Source organism: Amycolatopsis sp. CA-126428 (assembly GCF_002904335.1).
Taxonomy (GTDB): Bacteria; Actinomycetota; Actinomycetes; order Mycobacteriales; family Pseudonocardiaceae; genus Amycolatopsis.
The window spans coordinates 31996-51695 of record NZ_PPHF01000010.1; the positions used below are offsets into that span (position 1 = coordinate 31996).

15 protein-coding genes are annotated in these 19700 nt (G+C 70.1%); 6 read left to right on the forward strand and 9 right to left on the reverse strand.

The window, feature by feature from the left end; translation table 11 throughout:
* Nucleotides 1–41: 41 nt before the first annotated feature.
* On the reverse strand, nt 42–281 hold the full coding sequence (locus tag C2L58_RS01810) for a DUF397 domain-containing protein (protein ID WP_233225511.1): 240 nt from the start codon (nt 279–281) through the stop codon (nt 42–44).
* Nucleotides 282–1014: 733 nt separating this feature from the next.
* Here C2L58_RS01810 and C2L58_RS01815 point away from each other — a divergent pair.
* A complete protein-coding gene (locus C2L58_RS01815) occupies nt 1015–2010 on the forward strand; it encodes a hypothetical protein (RefSeq protein WP_103335256.1) in 996 nt (331 codons plus the stop codon).
* A gap of 1534 nt (nt 2011–3544) precedes the next feature.
* On the opposite strand, the gene C2L58_RS01820 is transcribed toward C2L58_RS01815, so the two are convergent.
* Complete coding sequence (locus tag C2L58_RS01820; RefSeq protein WP_103335257.1) at nt 3545–5947, reverse strand: Tex family protein; 2403 nt, start codon at nt 5945–5947, stop codon at nt 3545–3547.
* A gap of 156 nt (nt 5948–6103) precedes the next feature.
* On the opposite strand from C2L58_RS01820, the gene C2L58_RS01825 reads away from it, so the two are divergent.
* Nucleotides 6104–7588 carry a chitinase gene (locus C2L58_RS01825; protein ID WP_103335512.1) on the forward strand — a complete coding sequence of 495 codons (1485 nt, stop codon included), beginning with the start codon at nt 6104–6106 and terminating at the stop codon, nt 7586–7588.
* A 46-nt stretch (nt 7589–7634) separates the two neighbouring features.
* Here C2L58_RS01825 and C2L58_RS01830 read toward each other — a convergent pair whose 3' ends face one another.
* The 3 genes from C2L58_RS01830 to C2L58_RS01840 form a co-directional block, all read right to left on the reverse strand.
* Nucleotides 7635–9293: a GMC oxidoreductase gene (locus tag C2L58_RS01830; protein ID WP_103335259.1), complete on the reverse strand. Its 1659-nt coding sequence runs from the start codon at nt 9291–9293 to the stop codon at nt 7635–7637.
* Nucleotides 9293–10756 carry a flavin-containing monooxygenase gene (locus tag C2L58_RS01835; RefSeq protein ID WP_103335261.1) on the reverse strand — a complete coding sequence of 488 codons (1464 nt, stop codon included), beginning with the start codon at nt 10754–10756 and terminating at the stop codon, nt 9293–9295. Before C2L58_RS01835 ends, C2L58_RS01830 begins: the two co-directional genes overlap by 1 nt.
* Nucleotides 10757–10830: 74 nt before the next feature.
* Complete coding sequence (locus C2L58_RS01840; protein WP_103335262.1) at nt 10831–11925, reverse strand: winged helix DNA-binding domain-containing protein; 1095 nt, start codon at nt 11923–11925, stop codon at nt 10831–10833.
* 80 nt (nt 11926–12005) lie between these two features.
* On the opposite strand from C2L58_RS01840, the gene C2L58_RS01845 reads away from it, so the two are divergent.
* Entirely contained in the window at nt 12006–13061 is a 1056-nt protein-coding gene (locus tag C2L58_RS01845) for an AraC family transcriptional regulator (protein WP_103335264.1), read from the forward strand.
* Here the strand turns inward: C2L58_RS01845 and C2L58_RS01850 are convergent.
* Nucleotides 12982–13653, reverse strand: coding sequence for a TetR/AcrR family transcriptional regulator (locus C2L58_RS01850; protein WP_103335265.1), 672 nt, complete (start codon nt 13651–13653; stop codon nt 12982–12984). The genes C2L58_RS01845 and C2L58_RS01850 overlap by 80 nt on opposite strands.
* Nucleotides 13654–13846: 193 nt before the next feature.
* Between C2L58_RS01850 and C2L58_RS01855 the strand changes: the two genes are divergently transcribed.
* Nucleotides 13847–14158, forward strand: a complete 312-nt coding sequence (locus tag C2L58_RS01855; RefSeq protein ID WP_103335267.1) for a hypothetical protein — start codon at nt 13847–13849, stop codon at nt 14156–14158.
* Nucleotides 14159–14200: 42 nt separating this feature from the next.
* Here C2L58_RS01855 and C2L58_RS01860 read toward each other — a convergent pair whose 3' ends face one another.
* Genes C2L58_RS01860 through paaI form a run of 3 tightly spaced genes read right to left on the reverse strand, consistent with a single transcriptional unit; the run spans nt 14201 to nt 16481 of the window.
* Complete coding sequence (locus tag C2L58_RS01860; protein WP_013223459.1) at nt 14201–14794, reverse strand: TetR/AcrR family transcriptional regulator; 594 nt, start codon at nt 14792–14794, stop codon at nt 14201–14203.
* The gene (paaK, locus tag C2L58_RS01865) at nt 14791–16068 is read right to left on the reverse strand and encodes a phenylacetate--CoA ligase PaaK (RefSeq protein ID WP_103335269.1); all 1278 of its coding nucleotides are present in this window, start codon (nt 16066–16068) and stop codon (nt 14791–14793) included. Before paaK ends, C2L58_RS01860 begins: the two co-directional genes overlap by 4 nt.
* Nucleotides 16065–16481 (reverse strand): hydroxyphenylacetyl-CoA thioesterase PaaI, encoded by a 417-nt coding sequence (paaI, locus tag C2L58_RS01870; protein WP_103335271.1) that lies wholly within the window; start codon nt 16479–16481, stop codon nt 16065–16067. The genes paaK and paaI overlap by 4 nt, the downstream gene beginning before the upstream one ends.
* 221 nt (nt 16482–16702) lie before the next feature.
* Between paaI and paaZ the strand changes: the two genes are divergently transcribed.
* Both paaZ and paaA read left to right on the forward strand, forming a co-directional pair.
* On the forward strand, nt 16703–18733 hold the full coding sequence (gene paaZ, locus C2L58_RS01875; protein WP_103335272.1) for a phenylacetic acid degradation bifunctional protein PaaZ: 2031 nt from the start codon (nt 16703–16705) through the stop codon (nt 18731–18733).
* Nucleotides 18730–19668, forward strand: a complete 939-nt coding sequence (paaA, locus tag C2L58_RS01880) for a 1,2-phenylacetyl-CoA epoxidase subunit PaaA (RefSeq protein WP_103335274.1) — start codon at nt 18730–18732, stop codon at nt 19666–19668. The genes paaZ and paaA overlap by 4 nt, the downstream gene beginning before the upstream one ends.
* Nucleotides 19669–19700: the final 32 nt, after the last annotated feature.

Sequence of the window (19700 nt, forward strand, 5' to 3'; positions counted from 1 at the left end):
CGGGCCGGACTCGCACGCTCAGTTGATCGGCCGGGCGCCCGTCAGCTGTCCGGGCTCACCACGGTGTGCAGTCCTCGGGTGAACGCGTCCCATTCGGATTCCGAGAACACGAGGACAGGACCGTCGGCCAGTTTCGAGTCCCTGATCGCCACCAGTCCCGGCCGCTCGAGGTTGATCTCGACGCAGTCGCCCTTGTCGGGGCCGCACAACGGGCTCCGCTGCCAGGTGTCCGCGCTGAACGCGTCCTTGGCGGTCATCGGGTCGTAGCTGTTCATCTCCATGGCCCCCCCTGTGTCCCCTGTGTCAAGCGCCGGTCGCAGTTCGGAATATCCAGCTTATTCAGGCTTAGATCTTGAATATTCCGTTGGCAAGGGTGGTGCGCGGGACGTCGTCACTTGGGGTGAGTTTTTCACTCGATCAGCGCTGGAGGAGGTGCACGTGCTCATGCAGGTGCTCCTGGTTGGTGCGCGATTCGGCCCGCATAGCCGCGCTGCGGAGGAGCTTTGTCTGGTATGCCCGTTCTGGTGCGCCATTGGCGGACGGACGTCCCGACGCCGACGATGCCGGCCTGACTCATGCCGCGGCGGCTGCATATTCTGGTCGGAACTTGGAATATTGGGCCACGATTCCGGCGGGGACTTGCGCGCAATTCCCGCTAGGCCGTTGGGCTGAATGGTCGGGTCTGAAGGCGGTACTGACGGTGAATCGCCGCGGGTGAGTTGCGCGGGCAACTGTCGCGGAAGTGTGACGTCTTACGTCATCCGGGTGATAAGGGGCGCCGGAACCCTCCGCCGGATCGTCGAACGGGGACCGGCGCGCCGCCGCGACAGGACGGCTAGCTTGGGATTTCCGCACGAAGCCTCATTTCTCGTCCTCGGAGTACACGACCATGCGATTCACCGTTCCGCCGCCGGCCGGCGGGCAGCGATCCCGGGCACCGCAGCGGGGGAAGAGCGGTCTGGCCGGGACGACCGGCGCGGACTCGACCGACAGCGCCGCACCTTCACCGCTCCGATGCCGGGTGCCGACGCGCCGGAAAACCGGGAGAACGTGATGAGCCCCGCCGAGCGGCGGCGAGGTCCGCGAACCAGAGGGCACACGGCGCTGGGGCGGCTCCCCTCGACCGACGCCTTCGACACCCCGAAGAAGAAGTCGCCCTTGACCCTCGACGAGCGCAAGCTGGTGCTGTTCCTGCTCGTCGCCCTGGCCGACGACCGGGGGAGCCTCGCCCGGACGCGGCGGCGCCTCGTCGGAGCCTTCGGAGGCCAGGAGGGGCACTGGTGTGCCGGCAAGAGCGAGGACGCGCTCCTGCACCTGCTGGCCAAGTCCGTCGGGCAGGGGGCGACCAGCCCGCCGCCGTGGGAGCGGATCGTCGACATGGTGGGCGTCGCGGTGCCGCGCACCAGCCGGAGCGTGGTGCTGGGCCAGGCGGCGGCGCTCTTCGCGCGGAGCGTCGGCTGGGACGTTCCGGTCCGCGGCTACGACGGGCCGTTTTCGGTGCCGGGTTGGATCGGGGAACCGGTCGTCACGGTCGAGATGATCGTCGAGGGGTTGGCCACGGGCACCGGGGAGCCCGGGCGGGACGGACGGTGGGCCGATCCCCGGCCTGCGGTTCCCCGGCCTGCGGTTCCCGCTCCGCGCGTGCCACCGAGGCCGGAGGGGTCGGCGGAAGGCGAGTCCCCGCGGGGTGTCATCGCCCGGCCGGCCGGCTCGGCCGCCGCGCACCCGCTCGACGACCCGGTCGCGCTCCGGAAGGTCATGCTGGGAATCTCCGGCGCGGCCCGTCGCCTCGACGCGCAGGTCGAGGCCCTGAGGGCGTCGCTCAACTCGCACCAGATCGCGAACTGGAAGCTGCGGTCGGAGAACCAGCGGCAGCGAAGCCTGCTCGAACAGCTGTTGCGCGAGAAGTACCCCGGTGCGTCCACCGAAACCATCCGTCAACTGATCGCCGAGCAGCTGCGCTCGATCATCACCGCCGACCCGCCCGAATCCCGCCCGCTGCACGGATGACCCGGCAACCTGGAGGGCAGATGGCCCGGCGGCCCGGAAGGAACTGAACGGACACCGATCGGACACTGAACGAACACCGAAGGACGGCGCCGGCAGTTGCCGCAGTGTCCATCCAGTTGCCGTTGAGTTCTGTTCAGTTCCCGACCAGGCCCCACCAGGCTCGATTAGTTCCCGACCAGGCCCCACCAGGCTCGATTAGTTCCCGACCAGTTCCGACCAGGCTCGATCGGTTCTCAACCAGTTCCGACCGGGCCCGATCAGTTCCCGACCAGTTCTGACCCGGCGCCGACCAGGACCCGATCAGTGCCCGGCCAGTTGCGGATCAGGTCCCGACCACTTCCCGACCACTTCCGACCGGGGGCCGACCAGTTGTGCATCAGTTGCGGAACAGTTGAAAGGTAGTTGAAGAACAGTGTCCGATTAGTTTCGCGATTCGGTACTCGACGGGAACTGAATGGACACATACGTTCCACTGGTCGAGCCGAATACCGGTCGTCGCGGCCTTCGACCGTTGGTCGCGGAATGCTTTCCCGGCGAATTGATCTCCGGCTACGCTCGAATGCGTCGCTGTGCTCAGCAAAAACCGGAAAGGTCCCTGGAGGTGTTCCATGTTCGATGAACCGGGAAGTGACCGGCCGGCCGTCTCGGTCCGGTGGCGGCTCGCCGACCTCTCGCGCAGCCTCGCGCGGAGCTCGATGGGGGGGCGAAATGCCTGTTCGCAACGGTTTCCGATGACCTCGGCGTGCTCCGATGCGCCGGGGCTCCTGCCGTAAGGAGGAGCCGATGGGCTGCCGATGCAGCCCGGAAAACCCAGGAGGAAAAATGGGCGGGAAACACCGGAAAAGGGAGGCCAGCAGGGCCGGGTGCGTCGTGATATTCGTCTTCACGACGCCCCTGCTGATCCTGCTGACCACCCTCGCTGATCAGGCTCAGCACCTGATCGGCTGAATTCGGTCCCTCTCCTGGAAGAACCGCGGCGCGGGGCCGGAACACCCGGTCAGCACCCGGCCGGTCCCGCGCCGCTCAGTATCGCATCTCCGTCGCTACCTGGGAACCGTCGCGCCCCTATGGGGTGGCCCACAACGAAGAAGGGAACAGTCATGCCTCCCGAACCCCACAAAACGAACTGCCGCTTCGTCGCCGCCCGGATCCGGCTCGGTGTTCCTCGCGCGGATGGGCGGCGGGTGGGCGAACGGGATCGGCAAGTCCACTTCGTGTCCCTGCCCGACGACCGGCCGGCCCCGCTGGTGCTGAGAACCCTGTGCGGTGATCCGCTCGCCCGAGAGGTGACGGAATTGCTCGACCACATCGCGGGAATGCCCTGCGTCCGGTGCCTGGCGCACGTCCCCGAGGCCAGGCGAGCGGCGCACGAGAGCCGTCGTTCGGCTTAGCGCACCCGCACCGACCCGGGCCGGGCCGGGCCGACGGCACTGTCGCGCAACAAAGGCGGGCCACCCGACCGCCGGGTGGCCCGCCTTCACTGGAGGTCTACTGCCGAACCCGGGCCGCCGGGTGGCCCGCCTTCACCCCAGATCTACTTGCCGAACCCGGCCCGCCGGAGCGCGTCGGCCATCGAGCCGCCGGCGTTCCCGCCGCTGCCGCTGCCCCCGCCACTGCCGCGGCCACCGCCGCCACCACCACGGCGATCGCCGCCGCCGCTGCCGCCTCGGCGCTGGCCGCCGCCACCCTGACCGCCGCCGCCACCGCCCTGGCCGCGGTCCCGGCGCTCGCCGCCGCGGTTGGCCGAGGCTGCTCCCGGCTCGTCGTCCAGGCGCAGCGTCAACGAGATCCGCTTGCGCGGCACGTCCACGTCCAGCACCTTCACCTTCACGATGTCCCCGGGCTTCACGACCTCACGCGGGTCCTTCACGAAGTTCTTCGACAGCGCCGAAACGTGGGCCAACCCGTCCTGGTGCACGCCCACGTCGATGAACGCGCCGAACGCCGCCACGTTCGTCACCACGCCCTCCAGTCGCATGCCCGGCTTGAGGTCGCCGATCTTGTCCACGCCCTCGGCGAACGTCGCCGTCTTGAAGGCCGGGCGGGGGTCGCGGCCCGGCTTGTCCAGCTCCGACAGGATGTCCGTCACTGTCGGGAGGCCGAACGTCTCGTCCACGAACTCCGCCGGGCGAAGGGAAGACAGCGTCCGCGTGTTGCCGATCAGTGCGCGGATGTCCGTGCCCGTCTTCGACAGGATCCGCCGGACCACCGGGTACGCCTCTGGGTGGACCGCCGACGAGTCGAGCGGGTCGTCGCCGTCCGGGATGCGGAGGAAGCCCGCGCACTGCTCGAACGCCTTCGGGCCCAGCCGCGCGACCTCCTTCAGCGCCGTCCGGGAACGGAACGGGCCGTTCGTGTCGCGGTGGGCGACGATGTTCTCCGCCAGGCCCGTCGTGATGCCCGAAACCCGGGTCAGCAGCGGCGCCGACGCCGTGTTGACGTCCACTCCCACCGCGTTCACGCAGTCCTCGACCACCGCGTCCAGCGAGCGCGACAGCGAAACCTCGGACAGGTCGTGCTGGTACTGCCCGACGCCGATCGACTTCGGGTCGATCTTCACCAGCTCGGCCAGCGGGTCCTGCAGCCGGCGGGCGATCGAGACCGCGCCGCGCAGCGAGACGTCCATGTTCGGCAGTTCCGCCGAAGCGAACGCCGACGCCGAGTACACCGACGCGCCCGCCTCGGACACGATCGCCTTGGTCAGCTTCAGTTCCGGGTGCTTCTTGATCAGCTCGATCGCGAGCTTGTCCGTTTCGCGCGACGCCGTGCCGTTGCCGATGGAGATCAGGTCGACCTTGTGCCGCGCGCACAGCGCCGCGAGCTCGGCGATCGACTGGTCCCACTTGTTCGCCGGCTGGTGCGGGTAGATGACGTGGGTGTCGACGACCTTGCCGGTCGCGTCCACGACCGCCACCTTGACCCCGGTCCGGAAGCCCGGGTCGAGGCCCATGGTGGCGCGGGTGCCGGCCGGCGCGGCCAGCAGCAGGTCGCGCAGGTTGGCCGCGAACACGCGGACGGCGTCGTCCTCGGCCGCCTGGCGCAGCCGCATCCGCAGGTCGATGCCCAGGTGGAGGAGGATCTTGGTGCGCCACGCCCAGCGGACCGTGTCGCCGAGCCACTTGTCGCCGGGGCGGCCCTGCTGGGCGATGCCGAACTTCGCGGCGATGCGCTGCTCGTAGTCGGTCGGCCCGACCTGCGGCTCGTCGGTGGGCTCGTCCGGCGACATGGTGAGGTCCAGGACCTCCTCCTTCTCGCCGCGCAGCATCGCGAGGATCCGGTGCGAGGGGAGCTTCGTGTACGGCTCGGAGAAGTCGAAGTAGTCGGAGAACTTCGCGCCTTCCTCCTCCTTGCCGGACCGGACCTTGGCCACCAGGTGCCCCTGGCCCCACATCTTCTCCCGCAGCTCACCGATGAGGTCGGCGTCCTCGGCGAAGCGCTCGACGAGGATCGCGCGGGCGCCGTCGAGGGCGGCCTGCGCGTCCGCGACGCCCTTGTCCGCGTCGACGAACACCGCGGCCGCGGCCTGCGGATCCGTCGAAGGGTCGTTCAGCAGGCCGTCGGCCAGCGGCTCGAGACCCGCTTCGCGCGCGATCATGGCCTTCGTGCGGCGCTTCGGCTTGTACGGGAGGTAGATGTCCTCGAGCCGCGACTTCGTGTCCGCGGCGAGGATCGACGCCTCGAGGGCCTCGTCGAGCTTGCCCTGGCTGCGGATGGATTCGAGCACGGCGAGCCGGCGCTCGTCGAGTTCCCGCAGGTAGCGCAGCCGCTCTTCGAGCGTGCGCAGCTGCGCGTCGTCGAGCATGCCGGTGACTTCCTTGCGGTAACGGGCGATGAACGGCACGGTCGAACCGCCGTCGAGCAGCTCGACGGCGGCCTTGACCTGTCCTTCGCGCACGCCCAGTTCTTCGGCGATCTTCTGCTCGACCGACACGCTCACTGCAACACGCTCCTGCTTCGCCTGGTTCCGATCGTCTCATTCTGCCGTTTCCGCCGCCCCGACTTTCGGATGGGGCTGACATCGAGCACCTTGACAACGAGATTGGTCTAGTCCACTTTGTGGTGACCTGCCTCACTCGTGTTCGTGGAGGTCCCCGTGGTCCCCAAGGTCCGCTTCGCTCTGCTTTCCTTACTTTCGGTGGTCACGCTGTGTCTGGGCGTGACGTTCGTGCTCGCCGGCAGCGCTTCGGCGGCCAACATCCTGGCCAACCCCGGCTTCGAAGCCGGCACCACGGGCTGGACTTGCACCGGCACGTCGGCCGCGGTCAGCTCGCCGGTGCACAGCGGCAGCCGCGCTTTGAACGCGACGCCGTCGTCGTCGGACAACGCCCAGTGCTCGCAGACGCTCACCGTCTCGGCGAACACGGCGTACAAGCTGTCCGGCTGGGTCCAGGGCAGCTACGTCTACCTGGGCGTCTCCGGCTCGGCGACGACCAGCACGTGGACGCCCGGCACCAGCGGCTACCAGCAGTTGTCGCTGAGTTTCACGACCGGCTCGAGCACGTCGCTGACGGTCTACCTGCACGGCTGGTACGGCCAGCCGGCGTACTACGCCGACGACGTCAGCCTCGACGGGCCCGGCGCCCCGCCGACGACCACGCCGACGACGCCGACCACCCCCACGACCCCGACCACGCCGCCCACCACGACCACCCCGCCGACGACGACCACGCCGCCGCCGACCCAGGGTGACCTGCCCAAACACGTCCTGACCGGCTACTGGCAGAACTTCTACAACGGTGCCAAGGCACTGAAGCTCGCCGACGTCCCGACGAAGTACAACATCATCGCGGTGTCGTTCGCGGACGCCACCGGCACGCCGGGCGCGGTGAGCTTCACCCTCGACTCCGGCTTGTCTTCGCAGCTCGGCGGCTACACGGACGCCCAGTTCAAGGCCGACATCAAGACGGTGCAGGCGCGCGGCCAGAGGGTGATCATCTCGGTCGGCGGCCAGAACGGCACGATCAGCGTCAGCGACTCTTCGTCGGCGAACAACTTCGCGAACAGCATCAAGTCACTGATCGCCAACTACGGCTTCGACGGCGTCGACATCGACCTCGAGAACGGCATCAACGCCACCTACATGGGCCAGGCGCTGCGCAGCATCTACAACGGCGGCGGCAAGGTCATCACGATGGCGCCGCAGACGATCGACATGCAGTCCACGGCCGGCGGCTACTTCCAGCTGGCGCTGAACATCAAGGACATCCTGACGATCGTCAACATGCAGTACTACAACTCCGGTTCGATGAACGGCTGCAACGGCAACGTCTACTCCCAGGGCACGGTCGACTTCCTGACCGCGCTGGCCTGCATCCAGCTGCAGGGCGGCCTGCGCGCGGACCAGGTCGGCCTCGGCCTCCCGGCCTCCCCGCAGGCCGCGGGCGGCGGCTACCAGGCCCCGGCCAACACGGTCTCGGCACTGAACTGCCTGGCCCGCGGAACGTCGTGCGGCTCGTTCAAGCCGTCGGCGACGTACCCGTCGATCAGGGGCGCGATGACGTGGTCGATCAACTGGGACGCGTCGCAGGGGTACGCGTTCGCCAACACGGTGTCGGCCGGGCTCGCGGGCCTGCCGTGACCGTGCGCTGAGCAGGCCCTCCCGGCGGCGCGGTCCGGGAGGGCCCTCAGCGCGGCGCCAGCGGCAGCCGCAGGGCTCCCGGTGCCTCCGGCGGGACGACCGGACGTCGAGGAGCCACCGCCGCCACCCGCTGATACGGCGCACCCAGCGGCGGCCGCGGGTCCTCTTCGCCGCGGTTCGGCCAGAACGCCATCGCCCGCTCCGCCTGGGCCGTGATCGTCAATGACGGGTTCACGCCCAGGTTGGCCGAGATCGCCGAGCCGTCCACCACGTGCAGGCCGGGGTACCCGTACAGCCGCTGGTACGGGTCGACGACCCCGCTGGAAGGCGAATCACCGATCGTGCAGCCGCCGATGAAGTGGCCCGTGATCGGGATGTTCGCCAGGTCCGTCCACGCTCCCTGGGGCAGCCCGCCGATCTTCGAAGCCACCCGGCGCGTCACCTCGTGGCCCGCCGGGATCCACGACGGCGACGGTGCTCCCGAGCCCTGGCGAGTCGTCATGCGCCGGCCGAACAGCCCGCGTTTCGTGTACGTCGTCACCGAGTTGTCCAGCGTCTGCATCACCAGCAGCCCGATCATCCGCTCCGACCAGTGCCGCGGGTTGTGAATCCGGAACAGGTCACGGCGGGACCGCCACAGTTCCCGCAGCCCGAGCACCCAGCGTCGGCGCCCCGGGGACGCGTCCACCAGCACCGTCGCCAGCAGGCCCATCAGGTTGCTGCCACGCCCGTACCGCACCGGCTCCACGTGCGTCACCGCGTCCGGGTGGATCGACGACGTGATCGCGACGCCTCGCGAGTAGTCCGTGTCCTCGCGCAGCGACCGCGCCGCCAGGACGGCTTCGGAGTTCGTGCGGGCCAGGAGACCGAGCCGAGGGGACACGAGAGGCAGCGTTCCGGTGTCCCGCATCCGGTGCAGCAGGCGCTGGGTCCCCAGGGCGGCCGCGGAGAACACCACCTGCGACGCCGTGAACGTCCGGCGGGAAAGGCCGCCGGTGCGCCGGGTGGCCACCGCGTACCCGCCGGAAATCGGCCGCACCGAAACCACGGTGGTCAGGGCGTGCACCACGGCACCCGCCTGCTCGGCCAGGTACAGGTAGTTCTTCACGGTCGTGTTCTTCGCCCCGACCCGGCACCCGGTCATGCATTCGCCGCACAGCGTGCAGGACGAACGCCGGGGTCCGGCGCCGCCGAAGAACGGGTCCACCCCGGACTGTCCGAAGTAGACGCCGACGGGCGTGCGGCGGTACGTGTGGCCGATGCCCATGTCCTCGGCCACCGAACGCAGCACCCGGTCCGCGGCCGTCGTCGCCGGGTTCTCGACCACGCCGAGCATCCGCTTCGCCTGGTCGTAGTACGGCGCCAGCTCGGCTTTCCAGTCCGTGATGTGCGCCCACTGCGGGTCGGCGTAGAAGCCGTCCGGTGGCTCGTACAACGTGTTCGCGTACACCAGCGAACCCCCGCCGACGCCGGAGCCGCTCATCACGAACGTGTTCTTCAGCAACGTCAGGCGCTGAATGCCGAAGCAGCCCAGCGCCGGTGCCCACAGGTACTTCCGCACCCGCCACGACGTCTTCGCGAACTCGTCGTCGGCGAACCGGCGGCCGGTCTCCAGCACGCCGACGCGGTAGCCCTTCTCGGTCAGCCGCAAGGCCGTGACGCTACCGCCGAACCCCGAACCGATCACCAGGACGTCGTAGTCCATCAGCCCGCCACCCGGTAGTCCGCGACGTCGAAGCGCCGGGTTCGGCGGTCGTACTCGGTGACCAGGCCGGGCCAGTTGGTCGTCACCCGGCCGTCGGCCTGCCGGTACCAGCTCGTGCAGGCCGTCCACACGCTGCGGCCCAGCCGCTGCTGCACCTCCCGGTCGTACCGCTCTTCGACCTCCGGCCGCACGTCCAAATAGGACACCCCGGGCCGGGTGAGCCGCTCCACCGCCTGGCGGATGTAGCGCGCCTGGCGCTCGATCATGTAGATGATGGACCCGGCGCCGAGGTTGGTGTTGGGGCCGTAGACGCAGAACAGGTTGGGGAAGCCGGGCACGGTGATGCCGAGGTACGCCCGCGCGCCGCCGGACCACTCGTCCGCCAGCGACCGCCCGCCGAGCCCGCGGACCTCCATCCGGCCGAGGAACTCCGTCGCGGCGAAGCCGGTGCCGTAGATCAGGACGTCCGCCTCGATCTCCGTCCCGTCCTCGACCCGCACGCCCTTCTCGGTGATCGCGGAGATCCGCCGGGTCTCGACGTCGACGTCCGGCTGGGCGAGGGCGGGCAGGTAGTCGTTGGTGAAGAGGATCCGCTTGCAGCCCAGCGGGTACGCCGGCTTGAGCTTCGCCCGCAGCTCCGGGTCCGTGATGTGGCGGCGCCGCAGCTGCGCGGTCCGCAGCTCGAACATTTTCGCCAGCACCGGGTGGCGCGTCATCGCGTAGGTGGCGTACTCGGCGAGCAGGAAGATCCGCAGCCGGCCGAGCAGCTGGGTCGGCGGCAGGTGCTCGAACAGCCAGTGCTGCCACCGCCGGTAGCGCGGATCGGACTTCGCCATGACGTACGGCGGCGTGCGCTGGAAGACCGTGACGTGCTGGGCGCGTTTCCGCAGCTCGGGCACGAACTGCACGGCGCTGGCCCCGGTCCCGATGACGGCGACGCGCCTGCCGGTCAGGTCGACGTCGTGGTCCCACCGCGCGGAGTGGAAGGCGTCGCCGGCGAAGCGTTCCCGGTTGGGGATGTTCGGCAGCACCGGGCGCGACAGCTGCCCGACGGCCGGGACGAAGACGTTCGCCTCGAAGGTCTCGCCGCTCTTGGTCTCGACGCGCCAAAGTCCGCGGTCTTCGTCGAACGCGGCCCCGGTGACCTCGGTCCGGTACCGGATGTGCGGTTCCAGGCCGTACTTCGCGATGACGCGCCGCAGGTAGGCGAGGATGTCGGGCTGGTGCGAGAACCGCTTCGGCCACCGCGGGTTGGGCTCGAAGGAGAAGGAGTACAGCGGCGAGGGGATGTCGCACGCGGCGCCGGGGTAGGTGTTGTCCCGCCAGACGCCGCCGGGTTCGGCGGCGCTCTCCAGGATCGTGAACTCGGTGAACCCCGCGCGCTTGAGCTCGATCGCCGTCCCGATGCCGCCGAACCCGGTGCCCACGATCAGCACCGACGGCCCCTTCGCCGAACCAGTCATGCCCGAAAAGCTACGGACTTCGGGCCTGTGACAACAGGCCACGAACGGTCACTCAATCGAGATTTCCGGCCAGCTCACTCCGGCGGGACGACACGCACCTCGTGCGTCTCCGCGGCCGCCTCGGCCCACTTCACCAGTTCGGCCGCCGACTTCTCCAACGCCGCCAGGTCCCGCTTCGCCGGCTTCTCGAACGGCGACAGCTCGATCACCGCCGCCTTGCGGGACGCCTTGATCTCCCAGAAGCCGCACACCTGGCCGTCCACCAGCAGCGTGCCCTTGACCAGGCCGTTCTGTGAAATCACGCGCTTGCGGCAGGCGTCCGAGATCACCCGGGTCCGGTCCGCGTACGACAGGATCATCTGGTCGAACGGTCCCAACAGCCGCGGCGGGGCCGGGACGTCCTCGCCGGGCAGTGTCAGCTCCGGCAGGTCCAGCAGCTCGCGGCCGTCCTCGTCGCGGTACCGGCGCAAGTCCATCGAAGCGGCCACCTCACCCAGGCGCGTGATACCCGCCCACGTCTGCACGTCCGCCACCGTGGCCGGGCCGAACGCGCGCAAGTACCGCGAAATCAGCGAAGCGGGCGAAGGCGGCGACAGGGGAGCGCCGACCCACTCGTCGAGGCACGCGTACGTCGTCTGCCCGGCCTTGCCCCAGATCGCCCGGGGCGGTGTCTGCACCAGCGGCAGCCGGCCCCGGGCCAGGTGGGTCAGGGAGGCCGCCGGGACGTCCCAGGTGCGCGCCAGCTCGGCGCCCAGCGCCGTGCCCGGCATCGGCCCTGCGAGGAGCAGCTTCCGCGCGGCCTCGCTGACGAGATCGTGGTCGAGCCCGGCCAGTGCTTGGGCGTGCAGGGCGTTCTGCTTCAGGTCGCGGTCGTAGATCCCCTGCACCAGCGGCCGCCACGCCAGCGCGTCCGCCGCCGTCACCAGGTGGACCGTGCCGCGCATCAGCGCGATCCGCACCACGCGGCGGCTCTCGAGCAGCTCCGCCAGTTCCGCCGGCCGGAACCCCTCCAGCCGCGACCACAACCCGAAGTACGGCGGGAACGGCGCCTGCGCCTGGAGCCCGGCCAGGTGCTCCACCGCGTCGTACGCGGACATCTTCGCCCGGGCCAGCAGGAGCTGGCGTTCCAGCGTGGCGCGGTTCACGGCTCGGCGGCTCAAGGTCTCCACGTCGTCACCTTAACGACCATCCAGGACAGTTCCGGTCCTCGATTGGACACCTTCTCCGGTCGTGATCCAGAATTCCGGCCATGGCCGAGCTCGCCGCGCCCGCCGTCGTGGACTGGGACTTCCCCCGCGGCACCGCGAGCATCGAGCTGATGACCCGGTTCGCCGCGGAGCGGGGGGTGCCGGCCGAACGGCTGCTCGCCGCGACCACGCTGACGCCGGAACTGCTCGCCGACCCGGCCGTCCAGGTCGACGCCCGCCAGGAACTGGCCGTCGTCCGGGCGCTGGCCGCTCTCGACGGCTCCGACGCGGCGGCGCTGGAGCTGGGCCGCCGCTACCGCGTCACCACCTTCGGCATCTTCGGCTTCGCCTGCATCAGCAGCCCGACGTTGCGCGACGCGATGCTCTTCGCCCTCCGCTACTTCGACCTGAGCTTCGCCTTCTGCATCCCGCACGTCGTGCTCGGCGCCGACCGGCTGACGCTGGAACTCGACGACAGCCGCGTGCCCGCCGACGTCGCCCGCTTCCTCGTCCTGCGGGACCTGGCCGCGATCTTCGCCGTCATGCGCGACCTGCTGCCCGAGATCGCGCTGGACGAGCTGACCTTCCGGCACGGACCGTCCACGCCGGAGGGGTACCTGGCCGCGTTCGGCGTGCTGCCGCGCTTCGGCGCCGACGGCTGCCGCGCGACCCTCGATCCGGCGCTGCTGAGCCGGCCGCTGCCGCAGGCCAACGACCAGACCGTCGCCCTGTGCGCCGCGCAGTGCGAAGCGCTCGTCGCGCGGCGGCGGCAGCGTTCGGGCATTTCCCAGCAGGTGCGGGAACGCCTGGTCCGGCTCGGCGGCGTCGACGCCGGAATGGACGAAATCGCCCGCCAGCTGACGCTCAGCACGCGCACCCTGCGCCGGCGCCTGACCGAAGCCGGCACGAGCTACCGGACGCTGGTCGACGAGGTCCGCCAGACGCTCGCCGAAGAGCTCCTCGACACCGGCGTGCTGTCGGTCGAGGACGTCGCCTACCGGCTCGGGTACGCCGAAGCGTCGAGCTTCATCCACGCGTTCAAACGCTGGACCGGGATGACACCGGCGGCGTTCGCCCGTCGCTTCCGCGCCGCTCGGCGAGGACCGCCGGGTAGGTGAGCTTCAGCAGGTTGAGGAGCGAATCGGTGAGGAAGGTGCGCAGCGCCGCGCGGTCCAGCGTGCCGCGGATCAGCCACTCCCGCGACGCCGCGCGCAGCATCCCGCCGAACGACCGGATCATCGCCCGCAGCTCTTCGCGGCCTTCGGTCACGCCGGTCATCAGCGCGGCCTCCAGCACCCGGTCGGCGGCGATTTCGTCGGCCTCCAGCATGATCCGCTCGATCTCGGGGTCGCGCCCGGCCGCCTCCGGCCCGATCACGGTCAGCCAGGCGTCGCGGTTGCGGTCCACGACCTCGATCCACCGCTCGACGCCGATCGCCAGCCGCCGCTCCATCGTGGTGTCCGGCAGCGCCTCGGTGACCGGCGCGGGCACGATCATCAGCTGCCGCACCACTTCCAGGTACAGCTCGCGCTTCCCGCCGAAGTAGTGGTTGATCAGCGGGCGCGCCACCCCGGCGGCCTCGGCGATGTCCGAAGTGGACACCGAGGCGTAGCTGCCCGCGCCGAACAGGTGCCGGGCGGCGGCGAGGATCTCCGCACGCCGTTCGGCCGGTTCGAGCCGGCGGCGCCGGGGCCGGGTCCCACTGGTCATCCGTTCAGCCTCGCGGGGGATCGGCACGCTGTCAACAAGTAGTTGACCCATTGTCAAAAGAGTGACTCCGGCTGCGGGCATGGGGCGTTTCGCGCCAACCTTTGTCGTTACGCAACCGGAACAACCCGCCGGTAACTCCGCGGCGCCCGGATGCGACGAGACGGCTGGGGCCCGCGACCGGGGGTAGGAGCAGATGAACGACGAAGGCGCGCCGATCCGGCCGGCCGGGCGCTGGGTGAGCGTCCGCCTGCAGCATCGCCACGTCAGCTTCGAGGACGGCTTCGAAGCCGACGAGCCGCTGCCGGACGGCGACTGCGCGGACGAAGCGTCCTTGTCGTACTCGGGCATCGTGATCTGCAGCTACGACCAGGGTGAGAAGGTGTCCGAGCGCTGGATCCCGCTGGGCATCGACCCGTCCGAAGCGGACGACGAGCAGCTCATCGGCCAGCTGCGGGAGGCGCTGCTGTGGCAGGCCGGGCGGCCGCCGCAGACCGCGGAGGACTGACCGCTCGTGAGTGGTAAGGAGGGTTAGAACCCTCGTTACCACTCACGACCCGGTGCGTAGCCCTTCGAAGGCCACCTTGCACACCGCGTCCGCGACCTCGGCCGCCGCCGACCCGCGCCGCGGCTTGTACCACTCGATCAGCGAGTTCACCATGCCGAACACCAGCCGCGCGGTCACCGCCGGGTCGACGTCCGGGCGGACGTCGCCCTCCGCTTCGGCCTGCTTCACCAGGTCCGTCACCAACCGGTCGAATTCGCGCCGCCGCGCCAGCGCCGCCCGCTCCACCTTCGTGTTGCCGCGCACGCGCAGCAGCAACGTCACGAACGGCAGCCGGTCGGCCAGCACCAGCACGCTGCCGCGCACCAGGTGCTCCAGCCGGTCGATCGCGCGCCCGTCGAGCTGAGCCGTCTCCGACGCCACCTCGAACAGCCCGTCCAGCGCGCGGTCCACCGCCAGCCGCAGCAGCTCTTCCTTGCTGGGCACGTGGTGGTAGATCGCCGACTTCGTGATGCCGAGCTTGCGGGAGAGGTCCTCCATGCTCGTGCCGTCGTAGCCGCGCTCGTTGAACAGCTTCACCGCCACCTGCAGCAGCGATTCGAGGTCGTAGCCGGGCCGCCCGCGCCGCGGGGCCGTCACGGCTTGTCCCGCTGGTCCACGATCCGCCGCATCTTGCCCATGGACCGCTCCAGCGTGTCCGGGTCGACGACGTCCACCGACACCGTGACGCCGACGCCGTCCTTCACGCCGGTGACCAGCTCCGAAGCCGCCCGCGCCCGGTCGTCGCCGGACGCGTCGTGCCGGGCCTCGACCCGGACGGTCAGGTGGTCGAGCCGGCCGCGCGTGGACCGGACGAGCTGGAAGTGCGGGCTCAGCCCGGCCGTCCGCAGCACGATCTCCTCGATCTGCGTCGGGAAGACGTTGACCCCGCGCAGGATGATCAGGTCGTCGGTGCGCCCGGTGACCTTGGCCATCCGCCGGAAGGCCGGCCGCGCGGTGCCCGGGTTCAGCTCGGTCAGGTCGCGGGTGCGGTAGCGGATGATCGGCAGCGCCTGCTTGGTCAGCGACGTGAACACCAGCTCGCCGGTCTCGCCGCCGCCCAGGACGTCCTCGGAGTACGGGTCGATCACCTCGGGGTAGAAGTGGTCCTCCCAGATGTGCAGGCCGTCCTTCGTCTCGACGCACTCCTGCGCGACACCCGGGCCCATCACCTCCGACAGCCCGTAGATGTCGACGGCGTCGAGCGCGAACCGCTCCTCGATCTCGGCGCGCATCTGCTCGGTCCACGGCTCGGCGCCGAAGATGCCCACCTTGAGCGAAGAAGAACGCGGGTCGACGCCCTGGCGTTCGAACTCGTCGAGCAGCGTCAGCATGTACGACGGCGTGACCATGATGACCTCGGGCTTGAAGTCGGTGATCAGCTGCACCTGCCGCGCGGTCATCCCGCCCGACGCCGGGATCACCGTGCAGCCCAGCTTCTCCGCGCCGTAGTGCGCGCCGAGGCCGCCGGTGAACAGGCCGTAGCCGTAGGCGACGTGCACCTTGTGCCCGGGCCGCCCGCCGGCGGCGTGGATCGAGCGGGCCATCACCGTCGCCCAGGTGTCGATGTCCTGCTCGGTGTACCCGACGACGGTGGCCTTGCCGGTGGTGCCGCTGGAGGCGTGGATGCGCCGCACCTGCTCCTGCGGCACCGCGAACATCCCGAACGGGTAGTTGTCGCGCAGGTCCTGCTTGGTGGTGAACGGGAACTTCGCCAGATCGGCCAGTTCCTTGCAGTCGTCCGGGTGGACGCCGGCTTCGTCGAACTTCCGCGTGTAGGCGGGCACGTTCGCGTAGGCGTGCCGGAGTGTCCACTGCAGACGTTCCAGCTGGAGGGCGGCCAGCTCGTCCGCGCCGATGTCCGTCTCGATCATGGTCGGTCCCGTTTCGCGGAGAGGACGCGGCTGCGGCCGCGGAATTCGGCGACGACCTCGGGCCCGCCGGGGGTCTCCCGGTGCACGGTGACGTCGTAGATGCCGTTGCGGCCGTAGCGGGTGCGCTCGGTGGCCGTGGCGACGAGGTGGTCACCCAGCCGACCGGCCGCGACGAAGGAGATCTCCGCGCCCGACGCCACCGCCGCGGGGCCGTGGCTGTTGCAGGCGCAGGCGAACGCCGTGTCGGCGAGCAGGAAGACGTATCCGCCGTGGGCGATGTCGTGGCCGTTGACCATCGCGCTCGTGATCGTCATGGTCGCGACGGCCCGGCCTTCGCTCGCTTCGACGAGTTCGATGCCCAGCGCGCGGGAGGCCTCGTCGGCGGCGAACATGGTGTGCGCGGCGTTGGTCATCTGCTCTCCGTCCGAATAGACCTGCGGCGCGAAGCGCCTCCGCTGAGGGTGGCGGCGGGGGCATGGATGGACTGACCGAATGGACGGTCACCTCGCGGTGCCGCTCAGTAAAGGCAGTGGTCGGCGCCGGTGTCAAGCGTCCGGCCCTTCCGATCTTCGGGTGCGGCGGCTACCATGCGATTAACTGAACGTCCGGTAGGTAATTCGGCGAGAGGGACCTGATGGCACTGCTGCGCAGCTACGTCTCCGGGAGCTGGCACACGGCGGCGGACGAGGGCGTCCCGCTGCACGACGCGGCCACCGGCGAGGAGGTCGCCCGGATCTCGTCGGCGGGCGTCGACTTCGCGGCCGCGCTGGCGTACGGCCGCACGGTCGGCGGCCCGGCCCTGCGCGAGCTGACGTTCCACCAGCGTGCGGCCCTGCTCAAGGCCCTGGCCTCGCACCTGCGCGAGCACCGCGAAGAGCTGTACGCGATCTCGGCGAAGACCGGCGCCACGCTGGGTGACTCGAAGTTCGACATCGACGGCGGCATCGGCGTCCTCTTCAGCTACGGCTCGAAGGGCAAGCGCGAGCTGCCGAACGACACCGTCTACGTCGAGGGCGCGGTGGAGCCGCTGAGCCGCGGGGGCACGTTCGTCGCCCAGCACATCGCGACCCCGCTGCGGGGCGTCGCCGTCCAGATCAACGCGTTCAACTTCCCGGTCTGGGGGCCGCTGGAGAAGTTCGCGCCGGCGTTCCTGGCCGGGGTCCCGAGCCTGGTCAAGCCGGCCAGTTCGACGGCGTACCTGACCGCGCGCCTGGTCGAGCTGATCATCGAATCCGGGCTCCTGCCGGAGGGGGCGCTGCAGTTCGTCGCCGGCAGCGTCGGCGACCTCCTGGACCACGTCACCGCGCAGGACCTGGTGTCCTTCACCGGCTCGGCGTCGACCGCCCAGAAGCTGCGCGCGCACCCGGCGATCATCCGCAACGCCGTCCGGTTCAACGCCGAGGCCGACTCGCTGAACTGCTCGATCCTCGGCCCGGACGCCGTGAAGGGCACCACCGAGTTCGACCTGTTCGTCAAGCAGCTGACCACGGAGATGACGGTCAAGGCGGGCCAGAAGTGCACCGCGATCCGCCGCGCGTTCGTCCCGGCGGACCTGCTCGACGACGTCGCCGCCGCCGCGTCCGAGCGGCTCGCGAAGGTGACCGTCGGCAATCCCACGGCCGAAGGCGTCCGGATGGGGGCGCTGGCCAGCCTGGAACAGCGCGAGGAGGTCCGGCGGTCGCTGAAGGCGCTGCTGGACGCCGGGACCGTCGTGTTCGGTGACCTCGAGAAGGTCGAGGTCGTCGACGCCGACGCCGAGCGCGGCGCCTTCATCTCGCCGGTGCTGCTCAAGGCCGACCCGGAGCGGACCGAGCCGCACGAGGTCGAGGCGTTCGGCCCGGTCTCGACGCTGATGCCGTACACGTCCACCGAGCAGGTCGTCGACTTCGCCGCGCGCGGTGGCGGCAGCCTCGCCGGCTCGATCGTCAGCGCGGACAAGGAGTTCGTCCGCGAGGTCGTCCTGGGCGCGGCGCCGTTCCACGGGCGGCTGCTGGTGCTCGACGCCGACGACGCGAAGGAGTCCACCGGGCACGGCTCGCCGATGCCGCAGCTGGTCCACGGCGGCCCGGGCCGCGCGGGCGGCGGCGAGGAGATGGGCGGCATCCGCGGGGTCCTGCACCACATGCAGCGCACCGCCGTGCAGGGATCGCCGGCCGTCCTTTCGGCCGTCACCGGCCGCTGGGTGACCGGCGCGCCGCGCACCGAAGGTGACGTCCACCCGTTCCGGAAGTCCCTGGCCGAGCTGAAGATCGGCGACTCCGTCGTCGCCGGGCCGCGCACGGTGACCCAGGACGACGTCGATCACTTCGCCGAGTTCACCGGCGACACGTTCTACGCGCACACCGACCCGGAAGCCGCGGCGGCCAACCCGCTGTTCGGCGGGATCGTCGCGCACGGGTATCTGGTCGTCTCCTTCGCGGCCGGGTTGTTCGTCTCGCCCGAGCCGGGCCCGGTGCTGGCCAACTACGGCCTGGAGAACCTCCGCTTCCTCACGCCGGTCAAGGTCGGCGACTCGCTGACCGTGACGCTCACCGCGAAGCAGATCACCCCGCGGATCGACCAGGAGTACGGCGAGGTCCGCTGGGACGCCGACGTCACCAACGCCGACGGCGAGTCCGTGGCGAAGTACGACGTCCTGACGCTGGTTTCGAAGGAGCAGCCGTGACCGCCACTGTTTCGCTGGAAGAACACTTCGAGCACACCATCGAGCGCGACCAGCGGATCGAGCCGCGCGACTGGGTGCCCGAGGGCTACCGCAAGACGATGATCCGGCAGATCGCGCAGCACGCGCACTCGGAGATCATCGGCATGCAGCCCGAAGGCAACTGGATCACCCGGGCGCCGTCGCTGCGGCGCAAGGCGATCCTGCTGGCCAAGGTGCAGGACGAGGCCGGCCACGGGCTCTACCTGTACTCGGCGGCGGCGACGCTGGGCGCGGACCGGGCCGACCTGACCGACAAGCTGATCACCGGACGGCAGAAGTACTCGTCGATCTTCAACTACCCGACGCTGACCTTCGCCGACGTCGGCGTGATCGGCTGGCTGGTCGACGGCGCGGCGATCTGCAACCAGGTGCCGCTGTGCCGGTCGTCGTACGGGCCGTACGCGCGGGCGATGATCCGGATCTGCAAGGAGGAGTCCTTCCACCAGCGGCAGGGCTACGAGCTGCTGATGACGATGATGCGCGGGACCGATCAGCAGCGGGAGATGGTCCAGGAGGCCGTCAACCGCTGGTGGTGGCCGTCGCTGATGATGTTCGGCCCGCCGGACGCCGATTCGCCGAACACCGCGCAGTCGATGGCGTGGAAGGTCAAGCGCCACACCAACGACGAGCTGCGGCAGCGGTTCGTGGACATGTCGGTGCCGCAGGCCGAAGCCCTCGGCGTCACCTTCCCGGACCCGGACCTGACGTGGAACTCCGAACGCGGGCACTACGACTTCGGCGCGGTGGACTGGGACGAGTTCAAGAACGTGCTGAAGGGCAACGGGCCCTGCAACGCTTCGCGGATCGCGCACCGGCGTCGCGCCCACGAAGACGGCGCGTGGGTGCGGGAAGCCGCGGTCGCCCACGCCTCGAAGAAGAACGAGGAGCGCAAGTGACCGACCTGACGGCCGAAGGCGGCCACGGCGCC